Source organism: Gracilibacillus sp. Marseille-QA3620 (assembly GCF_054950035.1).
The window spans coordinates 989619-1006150 of the sequence record NZ_CM143102.1 but is presented as its reverse complement, the minus strand read 5'-3'; the positions used below and the strand labels follow the sequence as shown (position 1 = coordinate 1006150).

At 45.3% G+C, this 16532-nt stretch carries 14 protein-coding genes; 3 read left to right on the top strand and 11 right to left on the bottom strand.

All coding sequences use genetic code 11. The features are described 5' to 3' along the window. Nucleotides 1–70 precede the first annotated feature (70 nt). Nucleotides 71–601 carry a GNAT family N-acetyltransferase gene (locus ACY8DX_RS05095; protein WP_462406311.1) on the top strand — a complete coding sequence of 177 codons (531 nt, stop codon included), beginning with the start codon at nucleotides 71–73 and terminating at the stop codon, nucleotides 599–601. A gap of 250 nt (nucleotides 602–851) precedes the next feature. Here the strand turns inward: ACY8DX_RS05095 and addA are convergent, their stop codons facing one another. Both addA and addB read right to left on the bottom strand, forming a co-directional pair. Next, nucleotides 852–4568 carry a helicase-exonuclease AddAB subunit AddA gene (addA, locus tag ACY8DX_RS05090; protein WP_462406310.1) on the bottom strand — a complete coding sequence of 1239 codons (3717 nt, stop codon included), beginning with the start codon at nucleotides 4566–4568 and terminating at the stop codon, nucleotides 852–854. Beyond that, entirely contained in the window at nucleotides 4561–8040 is a 3480-nt protein-coding gene (gene addB, locus ACY8DX_RS05085) for a helicase-exonuclease AddAB subunit AddB (protein ID WP_462406309.1), read from the bottom strand. The genes addA and addB overlap by 8 nt, the downstream gene beginning before the upstream one ends. 159 nt (nucleotides 8041–8199) lie before the next feature. On the opposite strand from addB, the gene ACY8DX_RS05080 reads away from it, so the two are divergent. Then, nucleotides 8200–8985, top strand: a complete 786-nt coding sequence (locus tag ACY8DX_RS05080) for an SDR family oxidoreductase (RefSeq protein WP_462406308.1) — start codon at nucleotides 8200–8202, stop codon at nucleotides 8983–8985. Between the two features lie 48 nt (nucleotides 8986–9033). Here ACY8DX_RS05080 and ACY8DX_RS05075 read toward each other — a convergent pair whose 3' ends face one another. Both ACY8DX_RS05075 and ACY8DX_RS05070 read right to left on the bottom strand, forming a co-directional pair. After that, nucleotides 9034–9444: a GNAT family N-acetyltransferase gene (locus tag ACY8DX_RS05075; RefSeq protein ID WP_439803016.1), complete on the bottom strand. Its 411-nt coding sequence runs from the start codon at nucleotides 9442–9444 to the stop codon at nucleotides 9034–9036. A 162-nt stretch (nucleotides 9445–9606) separates the two neighbouring features. Continuing rightward, complete coding sequence (locus ACY8DX_RS05070) at nucleotides 9607–10038, bottom strand: VOC family protein (protein WP_462406307.1); 432 nt, start codon at nucleotides 10036–10038, stop codon at nucleotides 9607–9609. A gap of 186 nt (nucleotides 10039–10224) precedes the next feature. Here ACY8DX_RS05070 and ACY8DX_RS05065 point away from each other — a divergent pair, with 186 nt between their 5' ends. Beyond that, nucleotides 10225–10896, top strand: a complete 672-nt coding sequence (locus ACY8DX_RS05065; protein ID WP_439803001.1) for a hypothetical protein — start codon at nucleotides 10225–10227, stop codon at nucleotides 10894–10896. A 304-nt stretch (nucleotides 10897–11200) separates the two neighbouring features. On the opposite strand, the gene ACY8DX_RS05060 is transcribed toward ACY8DX_RS05065, so the two are convergent. The 7 genes from ACY8DX_RS05060 to ACY8DX_RS05030 form a co-directional block, all read right to left on the bottom strand. Beyond that, nucleotides 11201–11899: a DUF1287 domain-containing protein gene (locus ACY8DX_RS05060; RefSeq protein WP_082197164.1), complete on the bottom strand. Its 699-nt coding sequence runs from the start codon at nucleotides 11897–11899 to the stop codon at nucleotides 11201–11203. Nucleotides 11900–12050: 151 nt separating this feature from the next. Then, entirely contained in the window at nucleotides 12051–12470 is a 420-nt protein-coding gene (locus tag ACY8DX_RS05055; protein ID WP_462406306.1) for a hypothetical protein, read from the bottom strand. A gap of 157 nt (nucleotides 12471–12627) precedes the next feature. Continuing rightward, the gene (locus ACY8DX_RS05050; RefSeq protein ID WP_462406305.1) at nucleotides 12628–12876 is read right to left on the bottom strand and encodes a hypothetical protein; all 249 of its coding nucleotides are present in this window, start codon (nucleotides 12874–12876) and stop codon (nucleotides 12628–12630) included. 94 nt (nucleotides 12877–12970) lie between these two features. Next, entirely contained in the window at nucleotides 12971–14827 is a 1857-nt protein-coding gene (gene abc-f, locus ACY8DX_RS05045; protein ID WP_439802999.1) for a ribosomal protection-like ABC-F family protein, read from the bottom strand. 111 nt (nucleotides 14828–14938) lie between these two features. Then, nucleotides 14939–15076: an RAxF-45 family protein gene (locus ACY8DX_RS05040; protein WP_439802998.1), complete on the bottom strand. Its 138-nt coding sequence runs from the start codon at nucleotides 15074–15076 to the stop codon at nucleotides 14939–14941. A gap of 66 nt (nucleotides 15077–15142) precedes the next feature. Next, a complete protein-coding gene (gene lepB, locus ACY8DX_RS05035) occupies nucleotides 15143–15694 on the bottom strand; it encodes a signal peptidase I (RefSeq protein WP_462406304.1) in 552 nt (183 codons plus the stop codon). 18 nt (nucleotides 15695–15712) lie between these two features. After that, entirely contained in the window at nucleotides 15713–16324 is a 612-nt protein-coding gene (locus tag ACY8DX_RS05030; RefSeq protein WP_049671858.1) for a TVP38/TMEM64 family protein, read from the bottom strand. Nucleotides 16325–16532 lie beyond the last annotated feature (208 nt).

Below are 16532 nucleotides of genomic sequence, written 5' to 3'. Positions count from 1 at the left end.
CATGAAGCGACTGACCTATGCACAATGTTAAGCTCCAGATATGGAAATAAGAAAATAGAGGGAAAAAATATTGATTACCGAATTACAAACGAAACGATTAATACTTAGAAAAATAAAAGCTTCAGACTCCACTGCTTTATTTAAAATCTGGTCTGATCGGGAAGTTACCAGGTTCATGAATATCACTCGTTTAACGGAAGAACGTGAGGCACTAGACATCATTGCTATGCTCGACAGCTTATTCCAAGAAGGTAAAGCTATTCGTTATTCGATTATTCATGCAGAGTCAAATCAAATAATAGGCTCCTGCGGCTTCAATTTCTTAGATTTCGAAAACTTAAAAACAGAAATTGGTTATGAGCTTGGGAAGGAATACTGGGGTAAAGGCTATGCCGGGGAGGCCATTAACTGCTTAGTGGATTATGCATTCCATACGCTTCATTTCAATAGAGTCGAAGCAAAAGTCGAGCCTGAAAACAGCAACTCCATAAGACTGTTGGAAAAGCTGCATTTCCAGTTTGAAGGCACCTTACGAAAATCCGAGAAATCAAAAGGCCTATTGATTGATTTAAATATGTATTCGAAGCTAATAACGGATTAACCTACTAGTGAAAAGCCTTATTCAGAGAGAATATAGGCTTTTTTTCTTAGATTCCTGTCCTATCAATCGCCTCTGTTTATTGACAGAGTAAACCGCTATTAATACCCTTTTGCGTATCAGATAAGCCAGAACAAAAAAGATTAGTACCATAATAGCTATTTTACTGAAGGACAGCTGGCTAAAAGATTTGAGTAAAATAAAAAAGCTGCCATGCACAATCATTCATGCATGACAGCCTTTATATAAACGCCTATAGCTTAATGAAATGGGCGCCGTCAAAGAAGAACAAGTACTTCTCCTTAATCTCTCTCTTCAATATTTGCTCCAATGCGCGTGTGTATAGTTCAATCTGCTTCACATAACGCGCCCTCAATACTTCTTCTGCTTCTTCAAATCCGTTCGGGAAGCGGCCGGTAATAGCATCGGTTTTGTAATCGACGAGCACGAGGCCATTTTTATCCTCGAACAGGCAGTCAACAATCCCTTGCACGAGGATATTCTCATCCCCGCCGTCCCAATCATGATAGGCTTCCCTTGCTGGGTAAGCCATCGTGAATGGTACTTCCTTACGGATTTCTTTCGCGTGCTTCATTCGCTGTCCAATTTCACTTTCAAAGAAGCCAAGTAGCTGAGCGGCATCAATTGCCTCTGCCTGCTCCTTCGTAATGAACTCCTTCATAACAAGCCTTTCCACCAAGGTCTGAATAGACTCTTCATTCACCGGCTCGCGTGCATCAATATGCTGCATAACAAGATGGACCAATGTCCCCCGTTCGGCAGGTGTCATCTTCTTCTGCTGTATAAAGGACGGACGCTTTAGGTTCGTTTGCTTGAACCGGGCTTTGACGAGCGTTGCTGCACTGTACGGATCCTCGGGCTCATTCATTCGTTTCAATTCGGATACGGATTGCTTCGACCGTTCTCCAGTCGCACTTGTATATTCGTATTCCCATGCGAGCTGTCGTTTGACATGTTCATGATACTTCGATTCAATCGGGACAGGCTCCATTTGCTGAATGGATTCAAACAATTGCTTTGTCTCCAAGCTTTCCTCTTCCTTGACGGATTGAAGCGAGCTTCCCCCCCGAAGATGAACCTGCCATCTAGAAGGATGCTCGGCAACCTCGCCGCTTGCCCCTTCTGTCACGGATTGATGACGGCAGAGAGCAGGACCAATCCAATCCATATAGGAAACCGCATTGGCACGTACATAATCGGGAAGAAGCCAATCCTCCCTCTTGCTGTAGGCAGACCATTTATCGAGTGCCTTCACGCCATCTGAGACGGTTCCAATCAAGTACAGCTTCTCCTTGGCACGTGTTAAAGCCACATAGAGAACCCGCATTTCCTCTGAAATATTCTCTAGCTGCATTTTTTTCTTAAAGGCAATCTGCGGCAAGGATGGGTATGTGAGACGCAGCTCCGGATTCACGTAACGGAAGGCAAGTCCCAAGTCTTTATCAATCAAATATGATTTCCGGAGGTCCATTTGGTTAAAGTTCCTAGACAGGCCGCCAAGAAGGACAACCGGGAATTCAAGACCCTTACTGCTGTGAATCGTCATCAGGCGGACAACATCCTCCTGTTCACCTAATGCCCTTGCTGCTCCAAGGTCACTTCCCCTCTCCCTCATCCGGTCGATGAAGCGAAGGAAACGGAAGATACCACGGAAGGAGCTTTCCTCATATTGCCGTGCCCTTGTGTAGAGTGCGAGTAAATTGGCCTGCCTTTGCTTTCCTCCGGGCATTCCGCCAACAAAATCATAATAGCCCGTATCACGGTAAAGCTGCCAAATCAAGCTTGATAAAGCCCCTTGGCGAGCTTCTGTCCGCCATATATCAAGCTGCTTAAAGAAGGTCTGCACCCTTGTAAAGGCAGAGCCGTATTTCTCTGCAGAACCCTTACAGCAGTATTCCTTCAGCGCCTCATAAAAGGTTCCTTTTGGCATCGTGATGCGGATATCAGCCAGCTCCTCTTCATTCAGCCCGACCATTGGTGAGCGCAATACAGAGGCAAGCGGGATATCCTGATATGGATTATCGATGACCTGCAGCAAGGAAATCATGATTGCTACTTCAGTCGCCTCAAAATAACCAGTCGATAGATCTGCATAGACCGGGATTCCCTGTGCCCTGAACTCATCCATGATGGCTGGTGCCCATGGCATGGAACGAAGCAGGATGACAATGTCCCGATAAGTAATATTACGGTACGTTTTTGTTTTCGCATCATAGATTTTGCGGCGTTCCTCGATCAATGTTTTAATGATTTCCGCCATCTGCCTTGCTTCCAGAAGGACGGCTTCCATATCCTCATCCTCTTCGCCGTCAGCCGTTTCCATCGTCTCCTCTGATTTATCAATCAGATAGAGCTCAATGGGGTACTCCTCTTCCTCCGGATAAGCCGCTCCCTTTTTCAGCTCAGCCGCTTCATCATAATCAATCTCACCAACCGTTTTGCCCATGAGCTGCTTAAATAAGAAGTTCGTCCCGGCAAGCACCTCGCGCCGGCTGCGGAAGTTTTTGTTCAAGTCGATTTTCATTCCGCTATCTTCCGGCACGGGCAGGAATCGGCCGTATTTACCCATGAATAAATTCGGTTCGGCAAGACGAAAGCGGTAAATAGACTGCTTCACATCCCCGACCATGAACATATTGCCTGCAGCTTCTCCCTCTTCGGTCACAAGCTGCAGGATAGTTTCTTGGACCATATTCGTATCCTGATACTCATCGACGAGCACTTCCTTGAACTTCTTCCGGTACTCAAGGGCAACATTGCTTGGAATCCATTCCCCATTTTCTTTTGTTGCAAGGATTTCTAAAGCCATATGCTCAAGGTCTGAGAAATCCACGATGCCTCGTTCAAGCTTAGCTTGCGTGAATCTTTGCTGGAATGCTTGAACAAGCCGCGCAAGCGTGATGACATACGGTTTCATGTCTATCATGTCCTTGATGAAGCTCTCTTCTTTCCTGAAGAAGAGGTCATCAGCAATCGCCTTAATGGACTTCTTCACATTATCGCGAATCGTTTTCGCCCGCTTGGCAAGAGCTTCATCGCATGTGCCTTTACGGATGGATTTTGCCTTTACGAAGGCTGCCCCATTAAAGGCTTCAGACATCGCTGACCAGCCATTTTGCACGGATTGCCAAAGGCTGTCAATCACAGTCTCATCCGCCTTGAAGGTTTCCCCCAATGCAGCCGGACCCTCAGGGAGAAGGGTTAATTGGTACCCCTCCTCAATCATTTCCTTCGCTGCTTGAAGACGCATGTTAATATCAAATTCAAGCACCGGATAAAATGGCAGCTCCTCAATCTTCGCTGACGGGTCGACATTATACATGTCAGCCAAACCATTCAGCCATGCACTAGGATCAGGATTAGAGCGGGCAAAATCATCGAGCCTGCGGATAATTTCCAAGATGGTCCGGTCGCTTCGGTCATCTGTAAAAGCATCAACAAGTCGGAAAAAGTCCTCATTATCTGGAATGCCATACTCATCCTCAAGCATGTCCTCTAATGCCTCATCTCGAATTAGCTCCATTTCTGTCGCATCGCCGATTCGAAAGCCAGGGTCAATGTCGAGCAAATAATAATGGCTTCTGACAATCTCCAAGCAGAAGGAGTGAAGCGTGGAAATGGAAGCCTTATTCAAAAGCCCAAGCTGTTTGCGTAAATGTCTTGAACCAGGCTGGCGCTTAATTTCCTTTTCTAGCGCCTCCGCAATCCGGTGGCGCATCTCAGCAGCTGAAGCATTCGTAAAGGTTACTATTAATAGGCGGTCAACATCGAGTGGCTTCTCCTCAGAAATGACCTTCTTTATAATCCGCTCAACAAGGACGGCTGTCTTCCCGCTCCCGGCAGCGGCAGCAACAAGGATATCACTGCCGTCTGAGGCGATGGCCTTCCACTGGTCATCTGTCCAAAGCGCATCAGCGGGCTTTTTTGGCAACGGTGTTCGTTCATTCATCTGCTTCTTCCTCCTCTCTCAATGCAGTAAAGATGGCATCCTTCTTAGCTGGTTTTAATATTCGATAATCATTGCTCTCAAGAGACGGGTCAAATTGGCAGACGGTTTTATACTGGCAGAAGGTGCAAGGCATCTTATTCTGCAGCCGGTATGGTTTAATGTCTGAGACCCCGCTTGTGATAGCTGTTCCGGTATCTGTATAAATCTTCTTCATATGCTTGCTCAGAAGCGAGAACTCCTCTTCGCTCGCAATTTTGGAGGCGGCAGTGAACGTTCCATCCTTCTTGAAACCTGCAGGTACAATCAGTGATTCTCCGCCCTCTAAATCAGAGTCCATCATCTTGACGACCTCATCATCGCCAAGCAAGAGGCCCTTCATCTTGAAGCTCTTGAATACTTCTCGTTCTATTTGTTCAAGCGTATAGACGCCATTATTCTTAATCATTGGGTTATGGACGTGGAAGTACAATACCCCGGCAGGCTTTGCCTGTTTACCGACCAACAGCGGTGAATGTGTGACAGCAATATCCAAGTAAGTCAGCATCTGCAGGGCAATCCCATAATAAATCTCCGTGAAATTCAAATCCTTGGAGCTCGATTTATAGTCAACGATACGCAAGTACGTTCCATCTCCAACATCAGCCCGGTCCACTCGGTCAATCCGTCCGGCAAGTTCCATCTTCGTTCCATTCTTCAGGGAGAAGGTTAATGGCGGCAAATCTCCCCGCTTCCCGAAACCAAGCTCCAGCCCAATCGGGGAGAACTGGCTGTTTCTTGCCTGACCACTCAAGGTGATGGATGCCCGGCCGACAACATGCTCGAGCTTCCTCTTCAAATAATGGAACCGGTTCGAGGATAATAGAATTTCATTTTGCAGCTTTGGTGCCATCAGTTCGACCGCCTGGCGGGCAAGCTCTAAGCATTGCTCCTTCGTCATTGCTCCCCAAGTCGTTCCAGTTTTGATGATTTGTTCTGTCATCCACTGAAGCGCTCCGTGGAACATCTCTCCTATATCCGGCGCTTCTAGCTTGTACACTTCACGTTCGCGCAGCCGGAGTCCGTGGGATGTGTAATGAGCAAATGGACAGCTGTTAAAGAGTTCCATCCTTGAGACGCTTCCCTGGATGGTTTCCCCGTATAATTCCTGAGCCTTCTCATCAGGAATCTTCTTCGCCTTGTTCTCATAGGACAAAGCAGAGAGAACGAAGGCCGCCTGGTCTTTCATTGGACCGTCCTGGCGGTATTCATTGTAAACATCCCACCAAATATCAGAAACAGGATAATTTTTCTTCTTCTGCAGCAGCTGGCCGGCAAGGAACGATAGTGTCGATCTCGTATGAACGATATACTCAAGCTGGAGCTCATCACTCATTTCTGCCGGGTCATGAACGAAGAAGGTTTCTTTATTATGGGCAAATAAATCCTTGATTCGCTTGATATAGGATGAGGCGAGGAGCTGCTTGCCCTCATCATCTGCAAGCGGATAGGAGTAATACGTATAATCTGATGCGAGCAAGAATGCTTTATACGCAGCAAATTCCTCATCCAAAAGCTTGGTCTTAGAGGTCGGCGCAAGCTTCAGTCCAGCAGACTGCAGTGTTTCACGGTCCGCATCTGACAGGATGCCCTCGTCACTCATTCTCGATGGGATGACGCCTTCATTTAAACCGGCAATAAAAGCAATCTTCACGTTTTGTGGACGTGATAAATCGAGATTCGTGACAACGACTTGGTCAAGTGACGGCGGGATTAAGGAGAAATTCAGCGTTTCAATCCCGCTCTCCATAATCGCCGTGAAATTCTTCATCGTGATCGGCCTGTCACCGGCAATCTCGACAAACTGGTCAAGCAAATCGATGACACTATTCCACGCTTGTCCATGCTCGGCCGCATTGGTGAGCTGCCCTTCCTCTTCTCCCATTTCCGCAAGCCTCTCAAGCTTGGCTGGTACAGCCAGCTCATCAAGATATTGATAGAAGGCTTGGGCATAGTCAATTCCGAGCTTCGCCTTCTTAATTCGGTTCATGAGACGGCGGAGCGGTTCAGCTACCTCTTCCTTGATGGCATTGATTTCTGCTTCCATCTTTAATTCTGCATCGGTCTGAACCGTATCGACTAGTTCAAGGCCGCGATTACGTTTATACGTCCAAGTCTGCTTTTTCGTCCAGCGGTCCCCGTAATATCCTCTTGAGAGCACATAGTTTTCAAGAACAGCTGCCTTCTCGCGCGCTTGTTTCAAATCGGAGCCTTCGGCAAATAATAAATCCGTCTTAATGGCCCTGAAAACCGGCTCATACCGCCAGTTTGTCGAGAGAATCTCCATCGTGGAGCGAATAAGTTCAATAAGCGGGTGATTGAGCATCGGCCTCTTCTCATCAATGAAGAAAGGAATGCCGTAATCGGTGAATACGGTCTCCACTACTTCTGCATACTCCCCACTGTTGCGCGTTAAGACAAAAATATCCCGATAACGATACCCTTCACGTACCGATTTCAGAATTTTCCTTGCGATGCCCTCTACCTCTGCACGGCGATTGCCGGATGGACAGAACTCAAATTGAGCCTCCCCTTCAAAGATAGGGGCCGGACGGTTCGCGAACCATTGATCCAAATGCTGCATAGATTCATTCTCAATAAAACGATGCGGCTCAACAAATAGGCGATCCTCTTCAATCGGCACGCCATTATCCTGAGCAATCTGGTAAAGATCAAAATACGTCTCTCCTGTCATGCGGAACAGATGGAGAGGGTCCGGCATCTCGCTCTTGAATGGCTGATCAAGCGTTAAGGAAACCGTCACATTGCGGCAGGTTTGCATTAAGCTTGCCAGGATGCCGTATTCCTGTGTCGTAAAGCTGTAGAATCCATCCACATAAATCTCTGCATTACGTAAATAGGAGGATTCCGGGATTTTCTCCATCAGCAGGGTGAAGTAATCCTCTGTATCGACATATTTGCCTGTAAGTTCTTGTTCAAAGCCCTCATAAATCGCTGTTAAGTCATCCAGCTTGGAGCGAAGAATCGGTGACAGCTCTCCTTCTGATTTCTCCGCCATTTCAGCAGGCGTAAGGCAGTAACGCTTGCATTCCTTCAGCATCTCGTTTAGCTGAGCGATAAAGCCCTGCTTATCGCTGGAGCGCTTAAAGGTCGTCAGCTCATCCTTCTTTTCCTCGAGGATTTTGCGAATAACCATATTGACCCCGACATTGCTCAAATGCCGGCGCCCCATCCCGCCTGTCTCCTGCAGAATCTTCCAGGCGAGACGGCTGAAGCTGAACACCTGGGTGCGGATCATCCCGCCAAGTCCAGGTGTGTTAATCAGCTCAAGCTCAGCCTGAAAGGTCATTTGGTCTGGTACGATATATATAATAGAAGGACCTTCTGGATCTTCTGCCAGCTTGGTCCGAATTTCATCTAAAATGGCCGTGGTCTTCCCCGTGCCTGTTTTACCAATATAGAATTGTAAAGACATTTCTCAACTCCCCCTTTACATACCTATCGTCTATTTTACCATATCACCTCTTCCGCTCACGCATTCAAACCCCAAAAATGCAAACAAACATTCTGTTTTTTATTTCCAGCAACAGGGAATTAGGGAAGTGTACACAAAACCCCATTAGGAGGAAATCGAATGAGCAAAAGCATACTCATCACCGGAGCAGGTACCGGACTCGGTCGTGGAACAGCCTTTGGACTGGCACAGGCAGGCCACCGCGTGATTGCAACCGTTGAAATCACCAGCCAAGTCACCTCTTTACGAGAAGAAGCAAAGGAAAAGGGAATTGAGCTTGAGGTTATGAAGGTCAATATTAATGACCCAGGAGATTTGAGGGCAATGGAGCATTGTGATTTTGACATATTCGTTGCCAATGCCGCACTAGGCGAAGGAGGACCGATTGCTGAGATTCCAGTCCAGCGTCTGAAGGATTTATTTGAGACAAATGTATTCAGCACCTTAAAAACGGCCCAAATTGCTGCACGAAAATTTGTGCAAAAGCAATCCGGCAAAATCGTGTTCGTCAGCTCGATTGCCGGCTTAAGTGCCGCTCCTTATCTCGGTCCCTATTCGGCCACAAAACATGCTCTTGAAGCCATCGCCCAATCCATGAAGGAAGAACTGAAACCATTCAGTGTCCAGGTTGCCACCATCAATCCCGGGCCATACAAAACCGGATTCAATGACCGCATGGTTGAGGAACCGTGGAAATGGTACGACCCTAAGATTCACTTCACCACGCGAGAGCAATACGCCAAGGGAACCGAGGTGTTCGAAAAGCAATTTGCCCCTGAGGATATGATTGCGAAAATGGTTGAGGTCATCCCGGCCGAGCATCATGCCTTCCGCACCGTCTGGCCCGAAAGCTCTGAGAAGCAAGTCAAGGATTATGAACAAAAGATATGGGAAGATACGATTTAGACAAAATGAAAACGCCAGCGGGATCAAGGTATTCTCCCGCTGGCGTTTTTATTTTTCCCACTCTGGCATCGTGATTCTATATCCGCTGAACGAGCGGAATCCCAGCTGTTCATAATAGGTTTTGGATGTTGAACTGGCCAGCAGCTCCATCCGCGTCTTCGGATAGAAGCTATGGGCATGCTTCAGTAGGGCTTTTCCAATACCACAGCCGCGGTACTCCTTCTTCACAAGCAGCTCGCATACATAAAGGGTGACCACCCCATCTGTAAGACCGCGCATATACCCGGCCATCACTCCATTACATTCAGCTACGAAGGCGACATCAGAATGTTTCCAGGCAGCTTTTGTCTCCTCGGATTTCCCTGCTAGATTCGTCCATCCTTCCTCTTCATTTAACTGCTGTATATGGAAGAAATCCTTTTCTTCAAACCTTCGAATATACATTTGCTTCGGCTGCATAACGGCACCTCCGTATTTTGATGGCCAAAAATAATTCTATTGGTCCACCCAATGCAATCTCACTTTCCAATTATCTTCTCAATCATCAGCCCTACTCTAGATTATCCCGTTTGCAGAATAAGAAACCCGGCCATCTGGCTAAAGACAGAATCAGGAGAGAGATTAAAAAGAAATCATCGCACCGCGTTCATCAAATACGGATTCCGGATTCCACGCAATCTCCCAAAGATTGTTTTCAGGATCCGCAAAATAAGCTGTTCTCCCGCCCCAGAAGGCATCACTTGGTTCTCTTAAAATATTGCCGCCCGCTTTTCTAATCGTATCAATGGTTGTATCCACTTCCTCAGGTTTATTGACGTTGACAGCAAAGGATACTCCTCGAAAGGTATCTGCATTTTGATTTATTTCTACTCCCGCATCCTTAGCCAATTCCTCAATAGGAAACAGGGAAAGCAGGACGCCTGCCGTTTTAAAGACAGCGTAATGATCAGAGCTTGTCCCCGTTTCTTCCCAACCTAATTTTTTGTAAAACGAACGTAAATCAGGCACATTGGTTGTACCAATTGTAATCAAGCTAACCCTTTGCAAAACCATTAATAGTCCCTCCTCTTTGTTTTAAATACCATCTTCAACACAATGGTTCGTTAATCCTTCTTTCTGCCATTCCAATCTTCCGTTAACCTGCAAAAGGAAATGAACACCTGTTTCGTTACTGTACCTCCACAAGCAGGAAGAACCATCCATTTTATCGAATAAAAATGAGAGAAAGGAGGATTACTCATGAATTATCTAAATTTATTCCTTGCAGCCGGTATCTTAGCCGGAATTGGCTGCTATGCCATGACTTACTATATATCCAAATTGATTTCCCCGCTTTATCGATCGCTTATGGTCGGCGGGGCAGCCGTCATGCTTTTGTTGGCAAGCATTGCCCTCATCGGTGGATGGGATGGCATTCCGTTTGGTTTCATGGCCATCGGCATTGGCATCGTCAGTGTCTTGCTCGCTCTGACTATTCGCTTTCCGCTCATCAAGCGAATCGGGCTGGTTCTTCTGGCCGGCTGGGCAGGCCTCTTGCTCGTCACTCCATTGTTGGCAGGGGAAACAAACTATTGGGTGCTCGACAAGCAAGGAACTGATGGCTATACGGACTCTTCTCTTTCCAGCGAGTATGATGCCCTTCAGCGAAATGCGTCTGTCCGAGGTTATTCCATTCACACGATTTCAGAGGGCAATCCCGCTATCGTCCTCTCCCTTGGTGAGGTAATGAAAGGCTCTAACCTAGAAGTGGTAAACGTGGAGAACGAAAACAACCGAACCACTATCACGGTACGGAGTTTTGCGAATGGGTCCTCTGAGGCAAATCCAACCATTATGATTGGCTTAAATGAGCTGAAAGAAGAAATCATTGTCACCGATACCGATGGCACCCGTTATCCGAAACTGGACTGATGTCCAGTTTTTTATTGCCTGGATTTCTCAAACAGCTATGCTAATGTAACTATTATTATTTACAGACCCCCAGTCCGTTCTATCATTCTCATTAATACTTTTCTGCCAATCACTTCACTAAAGGTGACTTATGAAGCGTATAATCATTCTTGGTATAAACATGATGATATTCCAAACTATCTCTACGATAATATCTATTAGGACATCTTTAAGAAATCTGCCTGCTTTTCTGATTCTCCTCATCTTCTACTGACCCCTGCTATTCTTCTGACCTGGAGCAATAAATGCCCTTTTCTATTTTCAATCAATATTTCCATCTATAATGACCTACAATTGGTTGTTGATAAGAAGTTAATTTAATTTCCGATGCAAAGGGAGGGGTGTTATGAATTAAATAAGGGATGCCATCTTTGGCCCTTTTATCAGAAATGATGCCGGCATGGTCTGTCCCCTCCAAATAGATGACAATATCCCCAGGCTGCCACTCCGCTAAATTCTCTGGATCATTAGGAATCAATTCGGTCGTAAGGGATTCGGCAAATCGCTCAAAAAAGACATGCTGATTAGGAACCCTCCTGAAATCAATATGAGGATCAGGGTTTTCCCCTACCCGTGGATATAAAGACGAATGTTCTTGAATATCTTGATCCATCAACTCTTTTAAATGGATGCCCGCTCCTGCCAATCCTCTCCAAATAACATCTGTGCATACTCCCTCGCTGTCTGGAGGATAACCGCCTTCATAATAAGCACTCTTGTAACGTGTTCGATTCTCCACTTCTTCCCTCGCAGCATTCACGATGTCCAGCGGATCAGCCACCGTATTCTGATTTTGATCAACCCTTGCATACTTTTCCTCCACAGTAACTTTTTCTGCTAAGGGATTATCAAGATGTATACCTGCCATGTCCAAAATCAAACCGTCCCGATAAAGCATCGTAAACAAGGGAGCTGTCACCGCCAAACCCACGCCAGCTATCAACATTATTTTTTTCAGCTTCATTTATCTCCCCCCTCTGCATAAAGCAATCAATTATATATTCTGATAGTCACTGAAATAATGCTTTCTCCTATACTCCCATATGGAATTCAACAATAAAGGGCATGAATCCTTCTTGAATTCATGCCTCATTAACTAGATTAAGAGCAAAATCTCAATATTCTACAATCCTCAGCCATTGACCATCCGGCCCTACGGTTATGTGGGGAACTTTGAGTGCTTTAAAGAGTTCACCTAAATCAAGGTTTTTCTTGCTAATTTGATTTAAATGCTGGGATATATCTAACTCCGAAAAAACAAAAAAGTCTATTGTTGAAGACCTTAAATAAAACTCGTAAACATATTGTTTCTTACGATCCTTCACATACCCCAAAAGTCCAATCGTCCTTGGAAAGATCTGTATTAAGGGGAATTTAATCTTTTGGATTACAACAAAATTATCCGACAGCTGATTTAGCAAATCTTCCTCCCAATCAGGAATAATGGCATATATATAACAATCTTGCTTATAAATGCCATCGATTATATCCACAAATTCCTGTTCATCTATTTCCTCATCCAGTAATCGTTCCATTATCTTTGGGGTGCGATTCACCTTAATCACCTCTTTGTTATTTGAATATTAAATCGAGATAGCTTTCCTCATCCTGCTGCCCTCTCCATTTGCATATGAGCAAAAAAAGAGCTGATAACAGCTCTTTTTTACTAGAATTAACAAAGTCCTTTATTGACTAACATTCACTTTCCTCACAACCACACTCATATTCCTTGAAGATGAATTCCTTGTATAGTCTATACTCTTTAAATTCACATGTATCCGATTCATATACCTTAACCAAAGGAGCCACATCCACCTTGGCCAATTCCTTAATTTGTTCCTCTACATCCTTCGTTAAATCCAGGATATATTCGTTCATGTCTATAAAAAGATCATTATGCTCACAGACATCATAAGTGACGGCCAAGTAAAATTTTTTCATTTGTTATCCCTCCACTAAACCCTCTCTATTTATCTTATATAGTTCACCTTTTATATGGAAGCAATAACTATTTTGAGACCAGCCTAACTCATGTCTAGCTCTCGCCATCCAAAACAGAGGCAAGCTCTTCATAAAGTTCTTCACGCCTCCTCATCAATTCCCCCTGCTGCTTCGTTAATTTTCTCAGGATTTCTGTATCGTTTCCCTTTTGAAGCTTTTCTGAAATCTCACATAAGGACGTTTCTACCTTCTCTATTCTTTTCTCTAACATCTCTAATTTGTTTTCTGCTTTGTTGAAGCTCACCCTTGGCTCAACTGCTTGCGGCAAGCGGTCCGCTCTCTCCCTTGCGTAAGAATAGTTCCCAACATAGGTAACCAATTGCTGATTACTTAACCAATACGTTTTCGGAAATAACTTATTGAGTAAGTAACGATCATGGCTGACTGCAAGGATTGTTCCCTCGAATTCAGCGAGTGCATCCTCGAGCACTTCTCTTGAATCAATATCTAAATGGTTGGTCGGTTCATCGAGGATGAGAAAATTGATATCCTGATACATCAATTCGGCAAGCCTTAGACGCATTCGTTCACCGCCGCTTAATTGCGTGATTTTTTGAAAGACCTTTGGTCCATAGAAGAGGAAGCGTGCCAGGATATGCCTGGCCTCCCCTTCCGTTACACTAACCTCGCGGCGAAAGCGCTCGAGGATGGTCAAGTCCTTCTCATCCCTGAATAAATGTTGGGACAGATAACCAATCTTCAAGTTGCTTCCGCATTTCACAACTCCTTGGTCCGCTTTTTCCTCTCCAAGTATCATTTTCAGAATGGTTGATTTCCCTGTTCCATTTGCTCCAACGATGGCTGCCTTTTCTCCATATTGTAGGTGGAGATTAACATCATGGAACAGTTTATTACCGTCAAATTGCTTCGAGACAGCTGATAGCTGAATAACGTCCTTCCCGCTTCTGTCTGCCATATCAAGTTCAAGGCCAATCTTACGCTTTTCCAGGACAGGCTTCTTCAACTTCTCCATGCGCTCTAGGGCACGCTCCATATTCGTTGCCCGCCTGTGAAGAGCCGCACTTGGCGGGTTTGCCTGGTTCGCCCACTCCCGCAGGCGCTTGATGGCCTCCTTCATCTTCTTGATCTTCCGCTGCTGTTCCTTATACTCAGCAAATTCAATGAACAGACGCTTTTCCTTTTCTTCTGCGAAGGCCGTATAATTCCCGGCATACACATGCACTTCTGAACCATCCATATCCATGATTTTGCTAACTGTCTTATCCAGAAAGAATCGGTCATGGGATACAATTACGACTGTTCCCGCATAAGAAAGTAAATAATGCTCCAGCCATTCCACCGCCAGAATGTCTAAATGATTTGTCGGTTCATCAAGGAGCAGCAAATTCGGATTTTGCAGGAGCAATAATCCAAGACCAACCTTGGTCTGCTCCCCTCCGCTCAATGCGCCAAATTCCTTCTTCAATAAAGGCTCGAGCCCAAGCCCTGTTGCCACTTTCATCACACGGCTGTCGAGCTCATAGCCACCGGCTTCTTCAAATTGCTCCTGAAGGTCTCCATACTGCTTCAGAAGACGCTCCGCCATAATTTCGTCCTGCTCGGTGGACAGCCTTCCCTCTAATTCGCTCAATTGCCTTTTCCATTGCAGTTCTTTCGCAAAGGCAGAGAGCAAACACTCATACACAACTTCATCCTTCGCTGCGGACTGGATTTGTGCTAACAATCCGGCAGAGGTGCCCTTTTTCATGTGAATAGCTCCCGTGTCCAGATTCTCCTGCCCTGCCAATAGCTTCAGAATCGTTGATTTGCCGCAGCCATTTGGCCCGACAATCCCGATTCTTTCCCCCTCTTTGATTTCAAAGGTTACGTTCTCAAATATATAGGTTCCTCCATAGCTTTTTCCGATATCACGTACACTGCATAGTATCATTTGTATGAACTCCTTTTTCATGTCCATACCCTTTAATAAAAAAAGCCATGGAAAAGTCATTATAAGACTTCCCATGGCTTCTAGCTTTGTTATTCCGCTGGGTATAGAGACTTATAATCGTACTGTTTTCATATGAAATTCGGTAAAATTGGGCAGACTTCCCCCTTGGCGAATTTCAGCATGAAAAATGGCACGAATCAATGACAGGTCTTCCAGCCATTGCAAACATACCTTAACAGAACGATTCATCTCTACACCTCCTTTAATCATTGGTCTTCTTATTATAAGTTAAATATTCAGACAAAGCAAACAGAACTAGAAGTCAGCCTGCCATTCCGTGAGCGGCCAATATCTCATATTTACCTTCCCAACAACCTCATCGACCGGAACAAAGCCGAAATGGCGGCTGTCATAGCTCTTATCGCGATTGTCCCCAAGAACAAAAAGCATCCCTTCAGGCACCTTATCCACACCCATCAAGGACTTCAGCGTGAATGAACCTGTTTGAGAAGATCCAGTTCCTAAATCAGCCTCATCCCTTATGTACAATTCCTCTATATACTGCTCGTTAATATAGAGAAATCCATTTCTGTATGTGATCTCATCTCCCGGCAAGCCGATTACCCGCTTCACATAATCCTCCCGCTTATTCTTATGAAAGACGATAATATCAAAATGTTCTATATCCCTTTCATCAAATCCAGCCTTGGTGACAATTAAGCGGTTTCCCTCCTCCAAGGTCGGGGTCATCGATTTGCCCTCCACTCGGTAATTGGAGTACAAATGATTCTGCACCTGCACAAGCAGGACAATTCCACAGACAAATCCAATGCACCAATAAAGCAGTCCCTTCCTCCTTGGAGACATCGTGCCCCCTCCGTTCCTTTAGGAATGTTCCTTCTGTCCCGTCTTATTCAATCGAATCTCCACCTGTTTGCCGACTATCCAAAGAATAAAGATAATCACACCCATAATGACAGATTTAATCGGCTCTCGAATGAGCGACATGATATCGTGGCCGATATAGCTGATGGTAAAGATCATAACCATCTTCCCGCCAAAGACTGCAATCATATATTGTTTTGGGCTGATGTCCGACAAGCCGCTGACGATATTGACGATTGCTGACGGAGTGAAAGGAAAGCACAGAAGGATGAATAAAGGCCCAAACCCATGCCGATCTATCCAGCTCATCGCCTTTTGGACGGCTGGATGCCTGTGCACAAAGGAGGTTGTCCGCTTCCGGCCGTACATTCTCGCCAAATAAAAGACGACCATCGCACCTGCCACCGCGCCTGTCCAAGATAATAAAAACCCTATCCAAAGGCCGAATGCATTAGCATTAGCCGTAACGAATACAAATAAAGGAAGAAACGGTAAGAATGCTTCTAAAAAGGGCAATAATAAGCCTGGTATCGGCCCTAAATTCCGGTAATCGCTTATTAATTCCGCAAGCCGTTCCATTGTTAGCCATTCGGTCAACCAGCTTAAATCCATAAAATCTCCTCACCAATCAATGACTGCTGTCAGTCAGTTCATAATAGGTAATTTCATTTCCGCTCATTGGATTAGACGAACTCATTACCTTCATACTTATTATATCAGATAGTACTATATATCATCTTTCGGCAGAAATTAAACTTGTCAAAAATCACTGGACCTATTATCCTATATACAAACATATGTTCGTATTAATACATTTGAA

What these genes read in the sequence shown, in the direction of transcription:
- addA (WP_462406310.1), bottom strand. Translation starts at nt 4,568, where the DNA reads ATGAATGAACGAACACCGTTGCCAAAAAAGCCCGCTGATGCGCTTTGG.
- addB (WP_462406309.1), bottom strand. Translation starts at nt 8,040, where the DNA reads ATGTCTTTACAATTCTATATTGGTAAAACAGGCACGGGGAAGACCACG.
- ACY8DX_RS05080 (WP_462406308.1), top strand. Translation starts at nt 8,200, where the DNA reads ATGAGCAAAAGCATACTCATCACCGGAGCAGGTACCGGACTCGGTCGT.
- ACY8DX_RS05075 (WP_439803016.1), bottom strand. Translation starts at nt 9,444, where the DNA reads ATGCAGCCGAAGCAAATGTATATTCGAAGGTTTGAAGAAAAGGATTTC.
- ACY8DX_RS05070 (WP_462406307.1), bottom strand. Translation starts at nt 10,038, where the DNA reads ATGGTTTTGCAAAGGGTTAGCTTGATTACAATTGGTACAACCAATGTG.
- ACY8DX_RS05065 (WP_439803001.1), top strand. Translation starts at nt 10,225, where the DNA reads ATGAATTATCTAAATTTATTCCTTGCAGCCGGTATCTTAGCCGGAATT.
- ACY8DX_RS05060 (WP_082197164.1), bottom strand. Translation starts at nt 11,899, where the DNA reads ATGAAGCTGAAAAAAATAATGTTGATAGCTGGCGTGGGTTTGGCGGTG.
- ACY8DX_RS05055 (WP_462406306.1), bottom strand. Translation starts at nt 12,470, where the DNA reads ATGGAACGATTACTGGATGAGGAAATAGATGAACAGGAATTTGTGGAT.
- ACY8DX_RS05050 (WP_462406305.1), bottom strand. Translation starts at nt 12,876, where the DNA reads ATGAAAAAATTTTACTTGGCCGTCACTTATGATGTCTGTGAGCATAAT.
- abc-f (WP_439802999.1), bottom strand. Translation starts at nt 14,827, where the DNA reads ATGATACTATGCAGTGTACGTGATATCGGAAAAAGCTATGGAGGAACC.
- ACY8DX_RS05040 (WP_439802998.1), bottom strand. Translation starts at nt 15,076, where the DNA reads ATGAATCGTTCTGTTAAGGTATGTTTGCAATGGCTGGAAGACCTGTCA.
- lepB (WP_462406304.1), bottom strand. Translation starts at nt 15,694, where the DNA reads ATGTCTCCAAGGAGGAAGGGACTGCTTTATTGGTGCATTGGATTTGTC.
- ACY8DX_RS05030 (WP_049671858.1), bottom strand. Translation starts at nt 16,324, where the DNA reads ATGGATTTAAGCTGGTTGACCGAATGGCTAACAATGGAACGGCTTGCG.